Genomic DNA, 20,426 nt, shown 5'->3' on the forward strand with positions numbered 1-20,426 from the left:
ATCTCCGACCACACCAGGCGACGACCGCCGGCTATGCGTGCTTCACCCGAACCGGCAAGGAAGCCAGGCCACGCAACACGTTGTTGAGCGCCAGCACGGGTTCCCCGATCTCGAAAGAGGCCACTCGCTCCACCAGGACCTCGAGCAGTGCCGTCATCTCCAGCCGGGCCAGGTGAAGGCCCGCGCACATGTGCGTGCCGTTGCCGAATCCGAGATGATCGTTGGCGCGGCGCCTCACGTCGAAACGTTCCGGATCGTGCCATTTTCGCTCGTCGCGATTGGCCGACGCGTACAGCAGCAGCAGCCGGCTCTCGCGCGGAATGGTCAGGTCTGCAACCGTCGCATCGGCCGCAAGATGGCGTGTGAATCCCCGAACCGGCGATTCCAGCCGCAGCGCCTCGTTGATCGCATTCGGGATCAGGGCCGGATCGTTGCGGACCAGATCCCATTGCGCGGGATGACGGCCGAACAGCAACACGAGGTTCGCCGTTGCGAAGATGGTCGTATCGAGGCTCGGGCCGAGATAATCCCTCATCAGCACCGGACAGCGCTCCGGCTCGACCTCGCCTCGGTCCGCAGCAGCGAAGATGCGGTCGCCCCAGCTGCCGGGCCGCAGACGGCTCCTGATTTCTTCCCCGCCGAGATAGGCGCGCATCTCCTGAACGTCCTTCAGTGCCGTGCAGGCCCGTGCATTCATGGTGCCGAGCACGTTGAAGGTCGCAGCAGCCCAGCGCAGCATGCTGCTGCGGCCATGATCCTCCAGACCGACGAGCTTGGAGACGATCGTCAGCGGCAGGTGCTGAGCCAGATCCGACACTGCATCGAACTGGCCGCGTGCGACCAGATCGTCGACAAGCCGGCGGGCCTCTGTCCTGATATGGGGCGCGATCTCCTCCAGCGCCCGCGGCATCAATGGCGCCGCTATGATCCCGCGCAGCCGATCGTGCAGCGGCGCATCGCTCGCCAGCGTCGTGCCTCGCGAGATGTCGTTGACGTGGTCGTTGGCGGCAACGCCCTGTGCCGACGAGAACACGGTCGGGTTTCGCAACGCGGCACGCACGTCGTCGAATCGCGCCACCGCATGAAGCTCATTACGCGGCAACCAGACGACGACGCCCAGCTCGCGAAGGGCTCTGTAGTGCGGGTATGGGTCGAGCAAGACCTCATCGCTGTAGAGATCGACGTCGTAGACCGGTTGTCCGGGAATTGCCGGCATCCTCTATTCTCCCTCGCGTCCCGAAGTCCGCCTTAGCGCACGGCCACCCATTCGCCCTTCTCAAGCCGGCCGAGCGTCAGCGCACTCTGGTCGAGGCCGGTGTGGTCATTGGGGCCGTAATTGTAGACTCCGCGAGAGCCGGCCACGCCTCGGAGCTCTTCGATCGCGCTGCGAAGGCCCTCGCGAAAATCGGCGGTGCCGGGCGCGCCCTTCTTGAGCGCGGCGGGTGCAGCCCGCTCGATCAGCAGCAGAGCATCATAGGCGGACCCTGCAAAGATATTGCGGCTTCCCGGACCAAACCTGGCTTCATAGCGCTGAATGAAATCCAGCGCGGCCTTCTTGGCGGGATGCTCATCCGGCAGCGAGGCCGCGCCGACTGCCGGGCTCAGCGGCACGAAGATGCCGTCACCTTGAGCGCCTGTCAGCTTGCGGAAATCTCCAAAGGTGGCGCCGAGCGTGCCGTACACCTTCCCTGCAAATCCCTTCTCGCGAAGCTGAAGCAGCGGCAGCGCCGCGGGCGCGCCGGAGGCTGCAATGAGGACGGCGTCCGGGTCGGCGGCAACGATCTTGAGGATCTGCCCGACGACGCTGTTATCGGTCCGTGCATATTTCTCGTCGGCGACGAGCGCGATTCCCGCCGCCGCGCACATCTCTGCACTGACCTTGCTCCAGGCGTCACCGTAGGAATCGCCGAAACCGATCAGGGCGAGTTTCTTGACCCCGCTCTTCTTCATGTGCGCGAACAACGGCGCCGCTTCGTGATCGTCGTTGGTGGTCGTCTTGAATATCCAGCGCCTTCGCGCGTCGACCGGAGCCACCAGAGCGTTGACGGGGGCAAGCGTGATCACGGGAAGCCGGTATTCGACCGCGGGATCGATAACCGCGAAAGATCCGGGCGTCGTGGTCGGACCGACGAGGATATCGATACTGCTGCCCTGGAACAGCTTCCGCATCGCCGCAACGGCCGCGGTGCTGTCCGAGGCTTCGTCCAGAAACAGGTAGTTGACCTTGTGGCCTGCGATTTCGGGTGGGCCAAAGCTGGTCCCATTGCGCTCCGCATTTCCAATCGCTGCGGCCGGACCGGTCGTGGACAGCAGGATTCCCACGTTGATGTCCGCGGCAGAAGCCGACACCATGAACATTTGGATTGCAAGGCACGCCACTCCCGCGCATTTCAGCATCGTTCCTCCTCCGCGGCTGCCTCGATCGACAACCTGCACTTTTTTTCCTGACGTTAGGTAGCCAAGGCAGGCAGGCCCGATGTAGCGCCATTGCGGAAATGTCCGGCTGGCGGACAAGCCGGATGTGGCGGAGGTCGTCCGCTGGGCGGACACTTGGCGCGCCGGCGTTGAAGGGGCGGCACCGGCTGGGAAAGAGATAACCCCATGCAAGATAAATCCGCCCTCGAAGAATTTGATGTCGTGATCGTCGGCCGCGGCCCGGTGGGTGCCACGCTCGCCAATCTGCTCGGCCTCTGCGGCGTGCGGACGTTGGTGCTGGAGCGCGAGGCGCGGACCTATCATCTGCCGCGCGCGGTGCATTTCGACGACGAATGCATGCGCGTGTTTCAGACGATCGGCCTCGCCGACGCGATTCTGCCGCACGTCATTCTCAGCCCGGGGATGCTCTTTCTCGATGCCGACGGCCGCATGCTGCTGGATTGGTCCCGTCCACGGACGCTGACGCCGATGGGCTGGCATCTCAGCTACCGCTTCCACCAGCCGGATCTGGAGGACGTATTGATCCGAGGGCTCGCCCGCTGGCCACACGTCAGCCTGCGCAACCGGTGCGACGTGTTCGCGCTCGATCAGGACGAGGATGGCGTGCGCGTCCGCTACGAGGACCTCACGAACGGGAAGCTCTGCGGGGTTCGCGCCGGCTATGTGGTCGGCTGTGACGGCGCCCGCTCGCTGGTGCGCCGCTTTATCGGCTCCGGCATGGACGACCTCGGGTTCCACGAGCGCTGGCTGGTCATTGACGTCCTGCTCAAGCGCGACCGCGATGACCTCGGCGACTACAGCCTCCAGCATTGCGATCCCAGGCGGCCGGCGACTTATGTGCGCGGCACCGGCGCGCGGCGGCGCTGGGAAATCACGGTGCTGCCGGACGAGGATTCGAACGACGTGGCGCAGCCGGCAAAGGTGTGGGAGCTGCTGTCACGCTGGATCACGCCTGAGGATGCCGAGCTCGAACGCGCGGCGGTCTACACCTTTCATTCCGTGATCGCACAACAATGGCGCAACGGTCGATTGCTGCTCGCGGGCGATTCTGCGCACCAGACGCCGCCTTTCCTCGGCCAAGGCATGTGCGCCGGCATCCGCGATGCCGCGAACCTCGCCTGGAAGCTCGACGCGGTCATACGGGGCGCCGCAGATTCCGGTGTGCTCGACACCTATCAGAGCGAACGCCTGCCCCATGTGCGCGAATTCATCGAGCTCGCCATTCGGCTGGGCGGCGTGATCAACACCAAGGCGACCGAAGCGGGACTTGCCGCCGGCGAGGCTCGCGAGAACGCGCCCGTGAAGCTCGAGGTGAAGAAGCCTCTGCTCGGCCCCGGGCTCGTATCAAGGGATCTGCCGCTCGCCGGACATCTGGCGCCGCAATTCACCTTGAGCGACGGCAGCCCAAGCGACGACAGGACCGGCTACAGCCACGTGCTGCTCGTCGAGACGGCGGCGGCGCCGTCATCGCGACAGGCCCTTTCACAGGGAATCAGGATCCTGACTAGCGACGATGCCAGCAGCCTTGGGCCCTGGCTGCGCGAGCACGGCATCATCGCTGCGCTCGTTCGCCCCGACCGCTACGTGCGCGGGACGGCCTGCAACGAAGCCGAGCTCGACCGGCTCATCGCCGGCATCGCGCCTCCAACCCACGTGCCCTCCGCGGCCTGACTGAACCATCTCAAGGACATCTCATGAAGCTGATCTCGTTCATTGTGGGCGGACGCCCCTCCTTCGGCGCCGTCAAGGACAACGGCGTTGTCGATCTCGGCGCCCGGATGGCGGGCTGCACCACGCTGCGCCAGCTGCTCGAAGCCGGTCGCCTCGCCGAGGCGGCAAAGCTGGCCGCCTCCGCTGCGCCCGATCATCCGCTCGACAAGATCAGCTTCGCCCCCGTGATCCCCGACCCAGGCAAGATCATCTGCGTAGGCCTCAATTATCGCGACCACGTCGCCGAGACGGGCCGCACCGTCACCGAGAAGCCGGCGCTGTTTGCGCGCTTCGCCTGCAGCCAGGTGGGCCATCTCCAGCCGATCGTGAAGCCGAAGGTGAGCGACGACTTCGACTACGAGGGCGAGCTCGCGCTCGTCATCGGCAAGGGAGGCCGGCACATCCCGGCCGACCGGGCGCTCGATCATATTGCCGGCTACTCCTGCTACAACGAAGGCAGCATCCGCGACTGGCAGCGCCACACCAGTCAATTCCTCGCCGGCAAGACCTTTGCCGAAAGCGGCAGCTTCGGTCCCTGGCTGGTGACGACGGACGAGATTCCCGATCCGTCAAAGCTCACCTTGCAGACGCGGCTGAACGGCAAGGTCGTGCAGGACACCACGACGGATCTCCTGATCACCGCCATTCCCGAGCTGATCGCCTACATCTCCACCATCTGCCCGCTCGTGCCCGGTGACGTCATCGTCACGGGCACGCCGGGCGGTGTCGGCGCCAAACGCACGCCGCCGCTGTGGATGCGTCCCGGCGACACCGTCGATGTCGAGATTTCCGGCATCGGCACCTTGCGTAACACGGTGATCGCCGAACCGGCCTGACCGTCAGGATCGATCAATCAACGATAAACTCAGGAACCGCCATGGGTACGACCCGCGCCACCTCCGCAGCCACCCTGCTCATTACACTCGCGCTCGCGGGGTCCGCTGCGCGGGCCGACATCAAGGGCGACGCCATCCGGATCGGTGTTCTCACCGACATGAACGGCGTGTTCGCGACCGCCATGGGTCTGGGCTCGGTCGAGGCGGCGCGGATGGCGGCGGAGGAGTTCGGCGGCAAGATCAACGGTAGGCCGATCGAGATTTTGCAGGCCGATCACCAGAACAAGCCAGACCTGGCCGCATCGCTCGCCCGCAAATGGTTCAGCGATGGTGTCCAGGCAATTGCCGACGGCGGCAGCTCCGGCTCGGCGCTGGCGGTGCAGGAGCTTGTGCGCAGCAACGGCAAGATATTCCTCATCTCCGGCGCCGGTGCAAACCAGCTCACGGATGAAGCGTGCGCCCCAACCAGCGTGCAATGGACCCAGGACGCCTATTCCACGGCGACCGCCGTGGTCTCCGGCATCATGCAGACCAGCAAGGAGCCGTGGTTCTTCATCACCGGCGACTACGCCTTCGGCCATTCGATCGAGGCGACCGCGCGAGACCGCATCGCCGCGCTCGGCGGCAAAGTCGCCGGCAGCGTCAAGGCGCAGCTCGGTACGCCCGATTACAGCTCATTTCTGCTCCAGGCTCAGTCGTCGGGCGCCAAGATCCTGGCCATCAACGTCGCTGGCGACAATGCGACTGCGATCAAGCAGGCCGAGGAGTTCGGGCTCACCGATCAGGGCATGAAGATCGTGCCGATGTCGTTCCAGAACGTCGACATCGAAGCCGTCGGCTTGAAGGCCACACGCGGTGATCTCATCGTCACCTCGTTCTTCGAGGACGTCTCGCCGGCGGCCCGGAAATTCGCCGATGCGTTCTATGCCCGCCGGAAGGCGATGCCCTCGCAGATCCAGGCCGGCGTCTATTCCGCCGTGCGTCACTATTTGCAAGCCGTGAAGGACACAGATTCCGACGAGGGCACGGCCGTGATGGCCAAAATGAAGGCGACGCCGGTATCGGACGCCTACACCACCAACGGCCGCATCCGCGAGGACCAGCGCATGGTGCACGATCTCTATCTGGTGCAGGTCAAGACGCCACAGGAGTCAAAAGGCCCTTGGGATTTCGTCAAGCTGGTCGCAACGATCCCGCCCGACCAGGCATTCCGTCCGCTTGACCGCAGCAAGTGCAGCCTGGTCGGCAAGTAGGGTGTTTTCAGGCGGAGTGGAGACCGGTTCGCGCGACGAAACGCATCAGTCCAGAGCACCGTTTCGCGTCCATCGGAACGGTGCTCTCGCGCTCAAGCCAGATAGCGCGCAAGATGGCCTTCCATGGCGTAGAGTGCGCAGAGCGCGAGGCTCGACCAGACGGCGGCGCTGAAATACAGGAACATCCAGGTCAGCTCGCCCCTCCAATGCGCGATGTCATGCGTCACCACCCAGCGCGTCGCGACGTCATGCAAGCCTTCGAGGAGGCCGAGGAATTCGTTGCCCTCGGCATGCCCTGCCCGCCAGCGGCTGAGATACATCGGCACATCGACGGTGATCAGGAAGGCCAGAAAGCAGGCGATGCCGACGACGCCGACGATCAGCGCCCAGCGCACCACGCCCTGGAACTCCGGCATCAGGCGGCACAACGCGATCCCGGCCAGGAAGAACGTCACGGCCCACAGCGAATTCTCGATCGCATTGTAGAGATAGTTGGTGGTCACCACCGCGTACCAGGAGAAACACTCCGCGATGATGATCACCGGCACGATCACCCAAGCGATGTTCACCGTCGTCTCGGCGCCTGTCATGGTGCCGAGCTGGTGCAGAATGATGGCCCATTGGGCGGCGAAGCAAACCTCGGCGACCGTCGCGACCGAACGGCCGACGAAGACGCTCGATAGCCAGGTGTCGAACAGGCAGATGCGCTGAACGTCCGCTCGCGGCAGGACCGATCGGAACGCACAGCCGAACACATAGCCGGCGCACAGCAGCAGCATCAGCCCTATGTCGGATCCGCCGCTCAGGCTGCCCGACGCCGCCGGGTAGAACTCGCGGTACAGCATGAACCAGACGAGGACGTTGGCGCTGCTCACAAACGTGAGCGATCCCCACCACCATGCGAGAGGATTTGACCGCGCCTGCCACTGCAACATGACTCGCTCCGAAAATTATCGATCTGACACGTCGTCGTAATAATCCTGTCACAAGACGGCATGCAATCACGACAAAAATCTGTGTGTTCGGTCGTTCCACCGCTGTCCCCCGACGGAAATTGATGCGTCATTGCGTCCACATATTGGACAATTGACACCTTTATTTCGAATCTATTGGACATTCGCGCCGCTTGCGTCTGATATCCAGAAATGGTCCAGACCGCATCCAAGCCCAGACATCCGCCCTCCTCTGCCGCAGCCGTGTTGGCGGTCAGCTCCGAGGACGCCGCATTCGCGACGACGCTCGCAAAAGGGCTCGTCGTGCTCGAAGCGTTCAAGGCGGGGAGCACGCTGCTCGGCAATATGGAGCTGTCGACTTTGACGGGCATCCCGCGGCCGACGGTGGCGAGGCTGACCCATACGCTGGCCGAGCTCGGCTATCTCCGTTACGACGCCGAACGGGCGAAGTACCGCGTCGGCGCGCGAGCGCTGCGGATGGCACATCCTCTGCTCGCCGGCATGCAATTCCGCCAGGTGGCGCGCCCCATGATGCAGGAGCTGGCGCACAGCGTTCGCGGCACGGTCTCGATCGGCCTGCTCGACGCCACCTCGATGATCTATGTCGAGACTGCGCGCTCCGGCGATGTCGGCCCGCACGTGCCCGACATCGGCATGCCCATTCCCGTGGTGTTGACCGCCATGGGCCGCGCCGCGGCCTCGACCTTGCCGCCTGCGGACGCAGACCGGCTGGAGCGGAACATCGCCGCCGAAGATTCCGGGCTGTGGTCAGCGATGCGGGACAAATACCGCGCCGGGATTGCGCAGTGCAAAAGCCGCGGCTTTTGCACCTGCTGGGGCGAGTACATGGCTTCGATCCATGCCGTTGCCGCACCGTTGTTTCATGCCAGCGAATCGAAACAGTCGTTCTCGATCAATTGCGGCATCCCCGCTTTCCGGCTCCAGCCAGGTCAGCTCGAGGGTGAGATCGGTCCGCGCATTGCCGCGCTCGCCGACAGCATCCGCGCCATCATCGGGCAGGCCGAACTCACGACGCCGCCGCGCAAAACCAAGAAAACCACAAGCGTCGGGACATGACATGGCTGGACCGCTCGAAGGACTGAAGGTTCTCGATATCGCGACCATCATCGCCGCGCCGTTCGCTGCCACGCTGCTGGCCGACTACGGTGCCGAGGTGCTCAAGATCGAGATGCCCGGACAGGGCGACGGCGTGCGATCGTTCCCGCCGTTCAAGGACGGCAAGCCGTTGTGGTGGAAGGCCGCCAATCGCAACAAGAAGTTCGCCACCCTCGATCTGCGCACGCCGGACGGACTTGCGTTGTTCAAGCAGCTTCTCCCACGTTTCGACGTGCTGATCGAGAATTTTCGCCCGGGAACGCTCGATCGCTGGGGCCTTCCCAAGGAGGTGCTGTGGTCGATCCAGCCGCGCCTCGTGATTCTGCGTGCGACCGCCTTCGGGCAGAACGGCCCCTATCGCGAGCGTCCGGGCTTCGCCCGCATCTTCGAAGCCATGGGCGGGCTCACCTACATCACCGGTGAGAGCGACGGCGAACCGACTCATCCCGGATACCCGATCGGGGATTCGATCGGCGGCCTGTTCGGCGCCGTCGGCGTGCTCGCGGCGCTTTGGAAACGGGCGCGCGACCCGCATGCGCCGGGCGAGGAGATCGATCTCGCCTTGACCGAGGCCGTGTTCCGCCTGCTCGACGTCCTCGCCATAGAGCACGACCAGCTCGGCGCCGTTCGGAGCCGCATCGGCAATGCCAACGGCTATTCGGCGCCGGCCGCTGTTTTTCGCACCAGCGACGATCACTGGGTGACGCTCGCAGGCTCGACCAACACCCTCTTCGCAGCGAATTGCCGCGCAATCGGCCGGCCCGACCTCATTGCCGATCCACGCTTTGCCAGCAATGACGAGCGCGTCAAGCACGCCGCCGAACTCAACGACATCTTTGCCGGCTGGTGCGCCGCGCATCCACTCGACGAGGTCCTCGCGAGCTTCAATGCCGCACAGGGGACGCTGGCGCCGATCTATTCGATCGATCAGATCGCCGAGGACCCGCAAGTGGAGGCGCGCGAAGTGATCACCCGCGTTGCCGACCGGGACTTCGGCACGGTCGCCATGACCAATGTCGTGCCGCGCTTCACCGTCGATCCCGCGCGCTTGCGCCATGCCGCGGGCGACGTCGGCCAGGACAACAACGAGATTTACCGGGATTGGCTCGGCCTGTCAGACGCCAGGATCGAGCAGCTCACCCAACGAAAGGTGATCTGATCTCGGAAAATCAACAACAGAAGAGCAACAACAACAACAGGGAGGAAGACAACAGTGGCATCGTTCAAGGTCACACGCCGAACTCTGCTGGGCACGATTGCCGGCGGCCTCGCAGCGGGATCTGGCATGACGGCACATGCCGAGGACGCCTGGCCGTCGCGCCTGGTCCGGCTGATCTCACCCTACGGACCTGGCGGCTCCAACGACATCTCGCTGCGTCTGCTCGCGGAAGAATTCGGCCGCAGCCTGCGTCAGCAGTTCATCGTCGAGAACAAGCCGGGCGCCGGCACCCGTATCGCCAATGACATGGTCGCGCATGCGCCGGGCGATGGCTACACCTTCCTGTACGTCGCGGCCCCCTACGCTACAGCCGAGGCGTTGTTCGGCAAGCTCACCTATGACCGCAAGGAACTGCAGCCGGTGGCAATGGTGGTGATCGCGCCACTGTTCCTCATCATCAGTACCGATGCGCCGTTCAAGACCCTCCCGGAGTTGATCGCCTACGGCAAATCAAAGCCGGACGGACTGACCTTCGCCTCTCCCGGCGCCGGCTCGCAGCCTCATCTCGCCGGAGAGCTCCTGTTCCGCGATGCGGGCGTCAAGGGTCTGAACATCCCGTTCCGCGGCGATGCGGCTTCCTACACCGAACTGCTCGCCGGACGCGTGGATGCCACGCTGACGGCGCTGCCGACCGCCCTGCCTTACATCCAGAGCGGCAAGTTCACCGTGCTGGGCGTCGCCTCGCCTGAGCGCAGCGCACTCTACCCGCAGGCGCCCACCCTGCGCGAGCAAGGCTTTCCCAACGTGGCTGCCGCCGGCTGGTACGGCTTCATGGCGCCGGCGACAACGCCACGGTCGATCGTCGACAAGTTCCAGGCCGAAGTGCTGCGCGCGCTCGCCGAACCCGCGATCAAGAACAAGCTGACGGCCCAGGGTCTCGAGGTGCGCGCCGGCACCGCGGCCGAGTTCGCCCAGTTCATCGACAACGAGACGCAGAAGTGGACCAAGTTGATCCGCGATGCCGGCCTCAAGGGCGAATAACGAATAGGGGGAACACTGGGTATGAAGAACAATCTCATCAAAGGCTTCGCGGCGTCCACGCTCTTTCTCACGCTCTCGATCGCGGCCGCGCAAGCGCAAAAGAAATATGATCCCGGCGCCTCCGACACCGCGATCAAGGTGGGGCAGACCGTGCCGCTCAGCGGCCCGGCCTCGGCCTACGCGGTGATCGGCAAAACCCAGGCCGCCTACATGAGGATGATCAACGACCAGGGCGGCATCAACGGCCGCAAGGTCGAGCTGATCCAGTATGACGACGCCTATTCGCCGCCCAAGACCGTAGAGCAGACCCGCAGGCTGGTCGAAAGCGACGAGGTGCTGCTGACGTTCCAGATCATCGGCACCGCGCCGAACGTCGCGGTGCAGAAATATCTGAACGCCAAGAAGATCCCGCAACTCTTTGCCGCCACCGGCGCGGCGCGCTTCACCGATCCCAAGAACTTTCCCTGGACCATGGGCTTCAACCCGTCCTACCTCGTCGAGGGCCGCATCTACGCGCAATACCTGCTGAAGAACCACCCGAATGCGAAGATCGGCGTGCTCTACCAGAACGACGACCTCGGCAAGGATTATCTCGCCGGCCTCAAGGCCGGCCTCCGCGACAAGGCGAGCATGGTCGTGGCCGAGACGTCCTACGAGATCACCGAGCCGACGATCGATTCCCAGATTCTGAGATTGAGGGACGCAGGCGCCGACGTGCTGTTCAGCGCGACGACGCCGAAACAGGCGGCGCAAGCGATCAAGAAGGTGGCCGAAATCGGCTGGAAGCCGCTCCACATCATTGACATCAATGCCTCCTCCGTCAGCGCCGTGCTCAAGCCCGCAGGACTCGACAATGCCAAGGGCGTCATCAGCGTCGGTTACGTCAAGGATGCTGCCGATCCCGAATGGAAGGACGATGCCGGCATGAAGCGCTATTTCGCCTTCATGGCCAAGTACTATCCGGACGGCGACAAGGACTCGAACCTGAATGTCTACGGCTACATCACCGCACAGCTCCTGGTGCGGGTGCTGAAGCAATGCGGTGACGATCTCACCCGCGAGAACGTGATGCGACAAGCCGCCAGCCTCAAGAACGTCGAGCTCGATCTGACGCTTCCGGGAATCTCGGTCACGACCACGCCGACGGACTATCGCGTCAACAAGCAGTTCCAGATGGTGCAGTTCGATGGCCAGCGCTGGCAGAAGCTCGGCGGGATCGTGACGGACGACGCCAGGGAGTGAGGCGGCCAGAGCAGACGCGGAACGCGTTTGCGCGGAGTCATGCTCGAACCGGATCTAAGCGCGACGGGGATTCATCCCGATCTCGTTGCGCTTGAGGGGCGCGGGTCCGCACTCAACCTTCCGCACGGCGGCCGCCGCTGCGGACGAGGTCGTCGCTTTCGTCGACATGCCGCTGATATTGGGAGATCGCGCGGTTGGCCATGCGGATCCGGTTCGTCTGCCCCTCCTCGACCATCATGGTGATGCGCTGCGCCAGGAACACGCAGGCCTCGAACTCGTCGCGGATGGCGCCCGTACGCGCGAGAAAGTCCCAGGCGATCTCGTAAGCCTGCTCCGCGGCCGGGTTGCGATAGTCACTGAAGATGATGTGCGTCATGACAGGCAAAGCCGGACGGCACGCGATCGTTCCTGGGAATCGTTCCTGGCACTTGATGCCTCCAGGCTGCGACACGAAAGAACCACCGGCCCTGGTGCGCCGGTGGTTCGATATCGGAAGGATCGCGTGAACTACGCCGCCTGGCGCTGGTGCGTCAGGTACTCCATCGTCACCTTCTCGACATTGGAGTCGATCCAGGAAGCCATGCGTTGCTCCTCCTTCAGCGACGTCTCGAGCGGCGCCTTCGCCTCGGACATGCCGGCAGCGCCGCAGAGTGCGATGAGCGACTTGTAGGCGGCGATCTCGAAATTCTCGAACGCGTTGTTCGCGAAGGTGTTCTTGAGAATCTCGTCACCGGCAGCGGCGTGCGCCATGGCCTGCATGTTCGCCATCATCGACTGCGCCGTGTCCTTCAGGCTGGACGTGCTCTCGCCGCAGGCTTCCAGGCATTGTTCCAGCCGCCGCAGTTGCTCGTTGGTCTCCTGAAGATGCGCCGTGAGCTTCGCCTTGACCTCCGGATAGTCATCCAGCCGCTCCGACTGGCGCTCCATCAATTCGCGCGCCTGCACTTCCATCGCATGCGCATTTCGTAGTCCCACCACGAACGTATCGCGGGCTGCATTCGCCATATTCCTGTCCTCCGTTGACTGGCTTCCCTCCCGCAACAGGCAAGCAAGGGCCATTGTTCCTAAGAGGCCGTACTAATTGCCAACAGGAGGGTCCAACGATCTCACGCGCGTTCCGCCCGAAGGACCCGGCGCTAACCTGCGATAGCAAGACGCAGAACAGGCGTCGACGTCTGGAACGCCACCGACGCTCCGCGGTTCACAGCAGCGCGGGGTAGTGTCGCGAAGTTGCGCCCCCGAAGTCCGAGACAATGATGATCGACGATCCCACCGCTTCCGGAAATCTCCTGCCCCCGCGTCCTGGACACGGCCAGCCAGACAACAGTTCGGACGCATATTTCATGCAGATCCGCGATGACCTCGCGGACAAGGGATTCTTCACCGCGACCGCGGAGGAGCTGATCACTTGGGCCCGAACGGGATCGCTGATGTGGATGACGTTCGGACTCGCCTGCTGCGCCGTCGAGATGATGCAGATGTCGATGCCGCGCTATGACGCCGAACGATTTGGGTTTGCGCCACGGGCATCGCCTCGGCAATCCGACGTAATCATCGTGGCGGGCACCTTGACCAACAAGATGGCTCCCGCCTTTCGCAAGGTCTACGATCAGATGCCCGAGCCGCGCTACGTGATCTCGATGGGATCATGCGCCAACGGCGGCGGCTACTACCACTATTCCTATTCCGTCGTGCGCGGCTGTGACCGCGTGGTGCCGGTCGACATCTATGTTCCCGGCTGCCCACCGACCGCTGAGGCGCTGCTCTACGGGGTGATGCTGCTCCAGCAGAAGATCCGGCGAATGGGCACGATCGAAAGATAGCCGAACGCACCGAGGCCGGACATGACACAAATTCCCCTCTCCACCGCAGCAGAAGCGGAACATCCGCAATCCGATCTCGATCGCAACGACAGCACGCGGCAGATCGTCGCCGATGTCGCCTACCGGCAGCTTGCCATCGTCAACGTGATCTTTGTCGGCGTCGAAGGCGCCGGTGATGGCAACTGGGTGCTGGTCGACACCGGCATTCCCGGCTCGGCCCGTGCCATCCGCTCCGCCGCTGGCGCTCGGTTTGGCGGGCACGGCCGTCCGGCCTGCATCGTCATGACCCATGCTCATTTCGATCATGTCGGCGCGCTCGAAACGCTGGCCAACGAATGGGACGTGCCGGTTTATGCACATCACGCCGAGCATCCTTATCTCGACGGCACCCAGTCTTATCCGCCGGCCGATCCCAGCGTCGGAGGCGGGCTGATCGCCCGGCTCTCTCCGCTGTTTCCGACCCGGCCGGTCAACGTCGCATCGCACCTCTACGATCTTCCCTCGGATCACAGCGTCCCCTTCATGCAGGACTGGCGATGCATCCCGACGCCCGGCCACACGCCCGGTCATGTCTCGCTCTGGCGCGAGCGCGACCGCGTCCTGATCGCCGGGGACGCCTTCATCACGACGCGCCAGGAATCCGTCTACGCGGCGATGAGCCAAACGCCGGAGATGCACGGGCCGCCGATGTACTTCACACCGGATTGGGCGAACGCGAAAACCTCGGTGCGCGAACTTGCCGCACTCGCTCCCGAGATCGTCGTGACCGGCCATGGTGCGGCGATGCAGGGCGCGGAAATGCGCACGGCGCTCAATGCCCTCGCCGAACGATTCGATGAGGTCGCGGTGCCTCCTGATCGGCAAGCATAGGAACGGTCCTCGGCCAGCGGGATTGGTTGTTCATTGCAAACCCCAAGGAGACACAACATGCGTAAGACAGTTCTGACGATCTTTACGGCTGCGGTACTGGCCGGCGCTACCACCGGCGGAGCGTTCGCACAAGGCGCCGGCGGTGGTGGTGCTGGCGGTGGTGGCGCTGGCGGAGCCGGCGGCGGTGCGGGTGCCGGCGCCGGTGCGGGAGGCGGAGCGGGAGGCGCAGGTGCGGGAGCTGGCGCAGGCTCGGGCAGCGGCGGCGCGGGCGCGGGCTCCGGTGGCGGCGGTGGCATCACGCATGTGGAGCGTGGCGGACAAGGCGCCTCGAGCCCCCCGGGCATGCGCAACGAGACCACCCCACGATCGGATGGCACGACCCGGCGTTGAGGCGGCGGCGATCACCGTCCGCGGTCCATCTTTTTTCTAGTCGTGCGCATGAAAGCGGCCTCGGCGGATTTTTCCTCCGCCGGGGCCGCATTCGTATCCGGATTGCCGAAGGTATTTAGAAAGCGTCCAAGCCGCGGCGCGAAATGTTTAGGAACGCAACCTCCACCGTCTCATTGCGCCATTGCACCTAGCGCCAAGAAAAAGGAGTTGCGCATGTACTACTTCGACAAGCGGCTGCAATACCCGGTCAGGGTCGAGAAACCCGATCCGATCTTCGCCCGCCAGCTGCAACAGGCGATTGGCGGCGTGGAAGGCGAAATCCGCGTCTGCCTGCAATACTTCTTCCAGGCCTGGGGCGCGCGTGGTCCCGCCAAATATCGCGACGTGTTGCTCAACACCGCAACTGAGGAGATCAGCCACATCGAGATGCTGTCGACCGCAGTCGCACTGAACCTAGAGAATGCTCCGGCGACGATGCAGGAGAGCAGCATTCAGGGCAATCCGATCGTCGGCGCCGTGATGTCCGGCGGCGAGCGGCCGCGGCACGTGATCGAGGGCATGCTGCATCGGCATATCCTTTCGACGGGCATGGCGGCATTTCCGGCCAACTCCGACGGCGTTCCATTCGATTGTTCGCACGTCTATGCCAGCGGCAACCTCGCCGCCGACATGTATTGCAACGTTGCCGCCGAAGCTACCGGTCGGACATTGGCGGTGCGCCTTTACAACTCCACGAGCGATCCGGGCATGCAGGACATGCTCAGCTATCTGATCGCGCGCGACAGCATGCATCAGCAGCAATGGCTCGCCGTGATCGAGGAGTTGGGCGGAGATGCCTCGCTGCCGATTCCGAACAGCTTCGATCGCAGCAAGGAGGCGACCGAGTTCAGCTACATGTTCATGGGGACCGAACGCAACGGAGCGCCGCTGCAGCCAGGCCGCTATTGTGAAGGCCCGTCGCTCGACGGCCGCGGCGAATTCAGTTTCCGCCCGGGATTCGAACCGCTCGGCGACGAGCCCGTGCTCGGTCCGGCACGGCCGGACAGTGCCGCGCAGGTGGAGCAGATGCAGGAGCCACCCGTCACGAACGCGCTCACCTGAGCGTCGCCAAGCGAGCCGTCATTCGGGTGACGGCCTGACCAGACGAGCTCAGATTCACTCTGTCATTCCGGGCGCATACGTCGAAGCGCCCGGAATGACGGCGATCCCTCACCTCGTCATGCCGGCCACGTACGCCGCGAGCTTGTCCATGGTCTGGTAGCCGTACTCGACGGCGCCGAATCCGATCATGCCGTCGCGCTGCTCGGTGCTGGAAGTCAGCTGGCGCAACATCAGCACGGTCTTGCCGTTGCTCTGCTCGGAGAATGTGACGGTGAAGCGGAACATCCCGGGATCCTCGTCCTGGTCGGCGCCATGATCCATCTCCATGAGCGACGGCCGCTCGATACGGCGGAATCGCATGCGGTTCGGATAGACCGTGCCGTCGGGACCGATCATGTTGAAGCGCCAAACGCCGCCGACGCGGACGTCGATCTCGAACGTCTCGATCTTGAATCCCTTCGGCCCGAACCATTGCGGCAAGTGCTTCGGGTCGGACCACGCTTCGAACACCAGATCGCGTGGCGCGTCGATCACGCGCGACATCACGATCTCACGGTCGAGCGACCATTGCGACAGAGCGGGATTGGCAGAACTTGTCATCACTCGGAACCTTTCCGTTTGGTTGTTCGGGACGGCCGCTTGGCACCCGCCCTCTCCTTCTCTTTCTTGAGCTTCATCACATAGGCTTCGAACCGGTCGAGCCGCGCCTCCCAGATCGCGCGCTGCCGCTGGAACCAATCCTCCGCGCCGAGAAGCGCGTCCGGGCTGAGGCGGCAAGTGCGCACACGGCCGGATTTCTCGGACTGAAGCAGCCCGCTCGTCTCCAGCACATGAATGTGCTTCATGAAGCTCGGCAGCGCCATGTCGAAGGGATCGGCGAGCTCCCCGACGGACGCCTCGCCGTCGCAGAGCCGCATCACGATCGCCCGCCGCGTGGGATCGGCGAGCGCTGCGAAGATCTGGTCGAGGCGGGACGATTGGTTAGCCATGAAGCTAACTATAGAGGCGCTGCGAGGCGGCGTCAATGATTGTTAGCTCAAAAGCTAAGTAATTTGTTTCGTCGACGCGCGGCGGCCGGCGTCAAACCGAGCGCGTGAGCCCGCCATCGACGCGGATGTTCTGACCGGTGATGTAGGCCGCGCCATCGGACGCCAGAAACGATATCGTCGCCGCGATCTCCTCGACCTTGCCGTAGCGCTTCATCGGCACGCTGTCGCGCCGCGCATCCTGCTGCGGCAAACTGTCGATCCACCCGGGCAGGACGTTGTTCATGCGGACATTGTCGGCAGCGTAAGTGTCTGTGAAGATCTTGGTGAAGGCGGCTAGCCCTGCGCGGAACACTGCCGAGGTCGGGAACATCGCGCTCGGCTCGAAGGCCCAGGCCGTCGAGATGTTGATGATGGCACCGCCCTTCTGCGCCTGCATCAGCGGCGTCACCAGTCGCGTCGGGCGGATCACGTTCAGGAGATAGGTCTCGAGACCGGCGTGCCACTGATCGTCGGTGATCTCGGTGATGGGCGCACGCGGCCCGTGCCCGGCGCTGTTGACGAGCACGTCGATCCGGCCCCACTTCGCCATCGCAGCGTCGACAAGGCGCTTCAGGTCGTCGTTCGACGTGTTCGAGCCGGTGACGCCGCACCCGCCGAGTTCGGCCGCCAGAGCCTCGCCCTTGCCCGACGACGACAGGATCGCGACGCGAAAGCCGTCCGCGGCCAACCGCCGCGCAGCCTCCGCTCCCATGCCGCTGCCGCCGGCGGTAACGAGCGCGACCTTCTCTGCTGCCATGACAGATCATCCCGTGTTGAGGCGAGCCGCAAGCTCGGCCTATCATGGGCCTTCTACAGCCAGACCTGTCGCCAGGTCCATGGTCGAAGGCGTCCATCATGAGCGGTTCGAGATGAGCGATCTGCAAATCCGCAATTTGCGCCCTGACGAAATCGCCATCGCCGTCGAATGGGCCGCGACAGAGGGCTGGAATCCGGGCCTTGCCGACGCGGACTGCTTTGCGATCCCCGACGCGCAAGGCTTCTTCGTCGGCGAGATCGATGGCAAGCCGGTCGCGACCGTCTCCTGCATCAATTACGACGACCGTTTCGCCTTCCTCGGCTTCTACATCGTGCGCGAGCGTTTCCGCGGCAGCGGCTACGGTCTGCGCATCTGGAACGCGGCGATCGCGCATGCGGGCGCCCGCGTGATCGGGCTCGACGGCGTGGTCGCCCAGCAGGACAACTACAGGAAATCAGGCTTCCGGCTTGCCCATGGCAATGTCCGCTATGGCGGCATCGTGGCCGCACCGTCGAAATCGCCCGTAGACATGGTCGCCTTGACCGGGATTCCGTTTGCAAGTGTTGAGGCCGATGACGCCACCGTATTCCCTGCCGCGCGCAGCGCCTTCCTGCGCGCCTGGATCCACACATCAGGGCATGTCGGCCGCGCGCTGCTGCGCGATGGCAGGCTGACCGCATGGGGCGTGATCCGGCCGTGCCGCACCGGGCACAAGATCGGACCGCTTGTCGCCGACGATCGCGCCGCTGCGGAAGCGGTGGCGCAGGCCTTGCTGGCAAGCACGGGCGGCGGTGAAATCTTCCTCGACGCTCCCGCCGTCAATGGCGAAGCGATCGCGCTCGCGGAATCCCTTGGCCTCAAGCCAGTGTTCGAGACGGCGCGGATGTATACGGGGCCGACCCCGCCGCTGCGCATCGACCGCCTCTTCGGCGTGACCAGCTTCGAACTAGGCTAGTTCAGTAGCAGCGCGTGATGTTCACGGTGTGCTCGCTGCCGCCGCGGCCGGGCACCGTCACCTGCTCTGTCGGGCAGCTCGGCACATAGGGCCGGTTGGACGGGACGACGTTCGGCGGAAAGCGATGCGTCCAGTCCCAGGGCACATCATACGTGTAGGTGTAACGCACGTCGGCAGAGAGCGACTGGCTCACATCGGCGAAGGGCTGGATGTAGCCGGCACGGTCATTGAAGAAGCCGCCGCCGCCCGGCCAATAGACCCATGGAGCGCTGCGGCGGTGGAACCGGGCACCAGGCGCGACCGGCGGATGTGCTCCAATCGGCGGCGCGGTGGCGGTGACGACACCGGGCGCCGCGGCGACTGCAGGTCCGGCAGAGCTGTCATTTGCAGCAAGGAGCAGCGCGGCTGCGCTGAGCGAGGCGAACAACGCCCCATGTGATCTGGCAATCATGATACGCACCACACTCGTTTGGCTTAGCGAAAGCGGCTCCCCGCGAGAGGCTAGGCCGGGCTGTCGCCCACCCGCAAACGTATAATTAATTATTGGTTAAGGCACGGGATTAACAGGGAACCGGGTGCGGCAGAACGCCCGGAATCCCGTCTCATCTCAGGGCACTTCGTTCCGCGCAACGTATCTCATAACCAGTTGATCGGAGTTGATTGCTCTCCGGCCGGTGGCCCGGAACGCTCCCGCACTGCAACCGTTGGCCTCCGACACAAGCGAGGAGCATCTCCAATGCAGAACAAATCGAAACTCCTGTGCCTGATCACGGCATCCCTTATCGCGGGCACCGCGGCCGCTTCGGCGCAAGGCTACGATTGGAACGGGCCGCGCATGGGCTGGGACCGCGCCGCGCCCTCCTACGAACCCGTTCAACCGCGTGCATATTATCCGGATGTCGCGGGACCCTACGGCGCACTGAACGGCACCAACCATCCAACACCGAGTTCGACACAGGGCGACGTCGGTCCCGGCGGCAACAACAACGGCACGCTGACCGGCCGCTATCGCTGGTAACACAGCGCGACGTGAGGCCCACCGTTCGCAGGGATGGTGGGCCTTCGTGCGTCAGCGACCCAGCTACCTGCGAAGCATTCGTGACATCGCCAAAGCCGAACGTTATCCCGCGGCAACAAAGCCTTGGCAGGCGATTGCACAGGATTCACGGGCGGCAGACCGCGCCGGGCTGGGTGTCCTGCCACGACCCCTTGCGCTGCCAGTCAGCAAGACACGCGAGCCCTAGGTCAATACGCAGCCGACAAAATATTCCGCTTTACCGAAATTCGGAAAATACGTATTCATCGCCGCAACCCGGCCCAAGGAAGAGGGGCGTATCGCGATCGTCACGAACGCGGGCCGGGCGGCGGTGGACGCAGATGGCGTTGGCGCGAACGGATTTGCAGGGCGGGAGACCGTGAGCAAGCTCGCCGCGCATGCGACAGGTGCCATCTGCGTACGGCAAAATCGTGTGGTCCTGGCGCCCGGGGTCTGTGCGCCAAGTGTTGCGGTGATGTGGCGGTCCGACCGGACGCGCGCACCAGCCATCCGCAAGGCGACGGGGGCAATAGTGCATCGCTCCCCGGGGAGAGCACGACATAAGCCGTTCCAACCACTGCGCAGGGAAGGCCGGGATGTCCTGGCTACACCTGTATGCCGCTGTGCAGCTTCTCACCACGCAGATTCCGCACAGTGGACCTCGGGTGCCAGCGGGCTCCCGGTCTTCCCTGCGCCCTCTTTCATTTCAGAGGGTGAGGC

Annotated in this window: 22 protein-coding genes; 13 read left to right on the forward strand and 9 right to left on the reverse strand. The window is 64.2% G+C overall.

Annotated elements, in window-relative coordinates; translation table 11 throughout:
• Nucleotides 1-31: 31 nt before the first annotated feature.
• Nucleotides 32-1,216, reverse strand: coding sequence for a cytochrome P450 (locus K408_RS0133205; RefSeq protein ID WP_024342847.1), 1,185 nt, complete (start codon nt 1,214-1,216; stop codon nt 32-34).
• A gap of 32 nt (nt 1,217-1,248) precedes the next feature.
• The gene (locus tag K408_RS0133210; protein ID WP_024342846.1) at nt 1,249-2,397 is read right to left on the reverse strand and encodes an ABC transporter substrate-binding protein; all 1,149 of its coding nucleotides are present in this window, start codon (nt 2,395-2,397) and stop codon (nt 1,249-1,251) included.
• A 204-nt stretch (nt 2,398-2,601) separates the two neighbouring features.
• Here K408_RS0133210 and mhpA point away from each other — a divergent pair, with 204 nt between their 5' ends.
• Genes mhpA through K408_RS0133225 form a run of 3 tightly spaced genes read left to right on the forward strand, consistent with a single transcriptional unit; the run spans nt 2,602 to nt 6,235 of the window.
• Nucleotides 2,602-4,107, forward strand: a complete 1,506-nt coding sequence (gene mhpA, locus K408_RS0133215) for a bifunctional 3-(3-hydroxy-phenyl)propionate/3-hydroxycinnamic acid hydroxylase MhpA (RefSeq protein ID WP_024342845.1) — start codon at nt 2,602-2,604, stop codon at nt 4,105-4,107.
• 23 nt (nt 4,108-4,130) lie between these two features.
• A complete protein-coding gene (locus K408_RS0133220; RefSeq protein ID WP_024342844.1) occupies nt 4,131-4,982 on the forward strand; it encodes a fumarylacetoacetate hydrolase family protein in 852 nt (283 codons plus the stop codon).
• Between the two features lie 41 nt (nt 4,983-5,023).
• Nucleotides 5,024-6,235, forward strand: coding sequence for an ABC transporter substrate-binding protein (locus K408_RS0133225; protein WP_024342843.1), 1,212 nt, complete (start codon nt 5,024-5,026; stop codon nt 6,233-6,235).
• A gap of 92 nt (nt 6,236-6,327) precedes the next feature.
• On the opposite strand, the gene K408_RS0133230 is transcribed toward K408_RS0133225, so the two are convergent.
• On the reverse strand, nt 6,328-7,170 hold the full coding sequence (locus K408_RS0133230; protein ID WP_024342842.1) for a hypothetical protein: 843 nt from the start codon (nt 7,168-7,170) through the stop codon (nt 6,328-6,330).
• 210 nt (nt 7,171-7,380) lie between these two features.
• Between K408_RS0133230 and K408_RS0133235 the strand changes: the two genes are divergently transcribed.
• The 4 genes from K408_RS0133235 to K408_RS0133250 are packed head-to-tail and all read left to right on the forward strand — an operon-like array spanning nt 7,381 to nt 11,746.
• Nucleotides 7,381-8,265 (forward strand): IclR family transcriptional regulator, encoded by an 885-nt coding sequence (locus K408_RS0133235; protein WP_024342841.1) that lies wholly within the window; start codon nt 7,381-7,383, stop codon nt 8,263-8,265.
• A gap of 1 nt (nt 8,266) precedes the next feature.
• Nucleotides 8,267-9,463, forward strand: coding sequence for a CaiB/BaiF CoA transferase family protein (locus K408_RS0133240; protein WP_024342840.1), 1,197 nt, complete (start codon nt 8,267-8,269; stop codon nt 9,461-9,463).
• A gap of 54 nt (nt 9,464-9,517) precedes the next feature.
• A complete protein-coding gene (locus tag K408_RS0133245; protein WP_024342839.1) occupies nt 9,518-10,504 on the forward strand; it encodes a Bug family tripartite tricarboxylate transporter substrate binding protein in 987 nt (328 codons plus the stop codon).
• A 21-nt stretch (nt 10,505-10,525) separates the two neighbouring features.
• Nucleotides 10,526-11,746, forward strand: a complete 1,221-nt coding sequence (locus tag K408_RS0133250) for an ABC transporter substrate-binding protein (RefSeq protein WP_024342838.1) — start codon at nt 10,526-10,528, stop codon at nt 11,744-11,746.
• A 112-nt stretch (nt 11,747-11,858) separates the two neighbouring features.
• On the opposite strand, the gene K408_RS0133255 is transcribed toward K408_RS0133250, so the two are convergent.
• Both K408_RS0133255 and K408_RS0133260 read right to left on the reverse strand, forming a co-directional pair.
• Nucleotides 11,859-12,122, reverse strand: a complete 264-nt coding sequence (locus K408_RS0133255) for a hypothetical protein (protein ID WP_024342837.1) — start codon at nt 12,120-12,122, stop codon at nt 11,859-11,861.
• A 131-nt stretch (nt 12,123-12,253) separates the two neighbouring features.
• On the reverse strand, nt 12,254-12,751 hold the full coding sequence (locus K408_RS0133260; RefSeq protein WP_024342836.1) for a ferritin-like domain-containing protein: 498 nt from the start codon (nt 12,749-12,751) through the stop codon (nt 12,254-12,256).
• A 251-nt stretch (nt 12,752-13,002) separates the two neighbouring features.
• Here K408_RS0133260 and K408_RS0133265 point away from each other — a divergent pair, with 251 nt between their 5' ends.
• The 4 genes from K408_RS0133265 (at nt 13,003) to K408_RS0133280 (ending at nt 15,930) form a co-directional block, all read left to right on the forward strand.
• Entirely contained in the window at nt 13,003-13,569 is a 567-nt protein-coding gene (locus tag K408_RS0133265) for a NuoB/complex I 20 kDa subunit family protein (RefSeq protein ID WP_024342835.1), read from the forward strand.
• A gap of 21 nt (nt 13,570-13,590) precedes the next feature.
• Nucleotides 13,591-14,439 carry an MBL fold metallo-hydrolase gene (locus K408_RS0133270; protein WP_028146108.1) on the forward strand — a complete coding sequence of 283 codons (849 nt, stop codon included), beginning with the start codon at nt 13,591-13,593 and terminating at the stop codon, nt 14,437-14,439.
• A gap of 57 nt (nt 14,440-14,496) precedes the next feature.
• A complete protein-coding gene (locus K408_RS42415; protein WP_196232437.1) occupies nt 14,497-14,829 on the forward strand; it encodes a hypothetical protein in 333 nt (110 codons plus the stop codon).
• A gap of 213 nt (nt 14,830-15,042) precedes the next feature.
• Nucleotides 15,043-15,930 carry a manganese catalase family protein gene (locus tag K408_RS0133280; protein WP_024342834.1) on the forward strand — a complete coding sequence of 296 codons (888 nt, stop codon included), beginning with the start codon at nt 15,043-15,045 and terminating at the stop codon, nt 15,928-15,930.
• Between the two features lie 108 nt (nt 15,931-16,038).
• Here the strand turns inward: K408_RS0133280 and K408_RS0133285 are convergent, their stop codons facing one another.
• The 3 genes from K408_RS0133285 to K408_RS0133295 form a co-directional block, all read right to left on the reverse strand.
• Nucleotides 16,039-16,530, reverse strand: coding sequence for an SRPBCC family protein (locus K408_RS0133285; protein ID WP_024342833.1), 492 nt, complete (start codon nt 16,528-16,530; stop codon nt 16,039-16,041).
• Nucleotides 16,530-16,919, reverse strand: a complete 390-nt coding sequence (locus K408_RS0133290) for an ArsR/SmtB family transcription factor (protein WP_024342832.1) — start codon at nt 16,917-16,919, stop codon at nt 16,530-16,532. The genes K408_RS0133285 and K408_RS0133290 overlap by 1 nt, the downstream gene beginning before the upstream one ends.
• Nucleotides 16,920-17,010: 91 nt before the next feature.
• Nucleotides 17,011-17,715: an SDR family oxidoreductase gene (locus K408_RS0133295; RefSeq protein WP_024342831.1), complete on the reverse strand. Its 705-nt coding sequence runs from the start codon at nt 17,713-17,715 to the stop codon at nt 17,011-17,013.
• Nucleotides 17,716-17,827: 112 nt separating this feature from the next.
• Between K408_RS0133295 and K408_RS0133300 the strand changes: the two genes are divergently transcribed.
• Nucleotides 17,828-18,670, forward strand: a complete 843-nt coding sequence (locus K408_RS0133300) for a GNAT family N-acetyltransferase (RefSeq protein ID WP_024342830.1) — start codon at nt 17,828-17,830, stop codon at nt 18,668-18,670.
• A 1-nt stretch (nt 18,671) separates the two neighbouring features.
• Here K408_RS0133300 and K408_RS0133305 read toward each other — a convergent pair whose 3' ends face one another.
• Complete coding sequence (locus K408_RS0133305) at nt 18,672-19,121, reverse strand: hypothetical protein (RefSeq protein WP_024342829.1); 450 nt, start codon at nt 19,119-19,121, stop codon at nt 18,672-18,674.
• Nucleotides 19,122-19,406: 285 nt separating this feature from the next.
• Here K408_RS0133305 and K408_RS0133310 point away from each other — a divergent pair, with 285 nt between their 5' ends.
• Nucleotides 19,407-19,688: a hypothetical protein gene (locus tag K408_RS0133310; protein ID WP_024342828.1), complete on the forward strand. Its 282-nt coding sequence runs from the start codon at nt 19,407-19,409 to the stop codon at nt 19,686-19,688.
• Nucleotides 19,689-20,426 lie beyond the last annotated feature (738 nt).

The organism is Bradyrhizobium sp. in8p8 (assembly GCF_000426845.1).
Lineage (GTDB): Bacteria > Pseudomonadota > Alphaproteobacteria > Rhizobiales > Xanthobacteraceae > Bradyrhizobium > Bradyrhizobium japonicum_C.

Excerpts from the sequence above, each read along its gene's own strand:
- K408_RS0133290 (WP_024342832.1), bottom strand. The coding sequence starts at position 16,919 with ATGGCTAACCAATCGTCCCGCCTCGACCAGATCTTCGCAGCGCTCGCC.
- K408_RS0133280 (WP_024342834.1), top strand. The coding sequence starts at position 15,043 with ATGTACTACTTCGACAAGCGGCTGCAATACCCGGTCAGGGTCGAGAAA.
- K408_RS42415 (WP_196232437.1), top strand. The coding sequence starts at position 14,497 with ATGCGTAAGACAGTTCTGACGATCTTTACGGCTGCGGTACTGGCCGGC.
- K408_RS0133230 (WP_024342842.1), bottom strand. The coding sequence starts at position 7,170 with ATGTTGCAGTGGCAGGCGCGGTCAAATCCTCTCGCATGGTGGTGGGGA.
- K408_RS0133310 (WP_024342828.1), top strand. The coding sequence starts at position 19,407 with ATGCAGAACAAATCGAAACTCCTGTGCCTGATCACGGCATCCCTTATC.
- K408_RS0133205 (WP_024342847.1), bottom strand. The coding sequence starts at position 1,216 with ATGCCGGCAATTCCCGGACAACCGGTCTACGACGTCGATCTCTACAGC.
- K408_RS0133255 (WP_024342837.1), bottom strand. The coding sequence starts at position 12,122 with ATGACGCACATCATCTTCAGTGACTATCGCAACCCGGCCGCGGAGCAG.
- K408_RS0133305 (WP_024342829.1), bottom strand. The coding sequence starts at position 19,121 with ATGATTGCCAGATCACATGGGGCGTTGTTCGCCTCGCTCAGCGCAGCC.
- K408_RS0133260 (WP_024342836.1), bottom strand. The coding sequence starts at position 12,751 with ATGGCGAATGCAGCCCGCGATACGTTCGTGGTGGGACTACGAAATGCG.
- K408_RS0133240 (WP_024342840.1), top strand. The coding sequence starts at position 8,267 with ATGGCTGGACCGCTCGAAGGACTGAAGGTTCTCGATATCGCGACCATC.
- mhpA (WP_024342845.1), top strand. The coding sequence starts at position 2,602 with ATGCAAGATAAATCCGCCCTCGAAGAATTTGATGTCGTGATCGTCGGC.
- K408_RS0133220 (WP_024342844.1), top strand. The coding sequence starts at position 4,131 with ATGAAGCTGATCTCGTTCATTGTGGGCGGACGCCCCTCCTTCGGCGCC.
- K408_RS0133265 (WP_024342835.1), top strand. The coding sequence starts at position 13,003 with ATGATCGACGATCCCACCGCTTCCGGAAATCTCCTGCCCCCGCGTCCT.
- K408_RS0133210 (WP_024342846.1), bottom strand. The coding sequence starts at position 2,397 with ATGCTGAAATGCGCGGGAGTGGCGTGCCTTGCAATCCAAATGTTCATG.
- K408_RS0133300 (WP_024342830.1), top strand. The coding sequence starts at position 17,828 with ATGAGCGATCTGCAAATCCGCAATTTGCGCCCTGACGAAATCGCCATC.
- K408_RS0133250 (WP_024342838.1), top strand. The coding sequence starts at position 10,526 with ATGAAGAACAATCTCATCAAAGGCTTCGCGGCGTCCACGCTCTTTCTC.
- K408_RS0133285 (WP_024342833.1), bottom strand. The coding sequence starts at position 16,530 with ATGACAAGTTCTGCCAATCCCGCTCTGTCGCAATGGTCGCTCGACCGT.
- K408_RS0133225 (WP_024342843.1), top strand. The coding sequence starts at position 5,024 with ATGGGTACGACCCGCGCCACCTCCGCAGCCACCCTGCTCATTACACTC.
- K408_RS0133235 (WP_024342841.1), top strand. The coding sequence starts at position 7,381 with ATGGTCCAGACCGCATCCAAGCCCAGACATCCGCCCTCCTCTGCCGCA.
- K408_RS0133295 (WP_024342831.1), bottom strand. The coding sequence starts at position 17,715 with ATGGCAGCAGAGAAGGTCGCGCTCGTTACCGCCGGCGGCAGCGGCATG.
- K408_RS0133270 (WP_028146108.1), top strand. The coding sequence starts at position 13,591 with ATGACACAAATTCCCCTCTCCACCGCAGCAGAAGCGGAACATCCGCAA.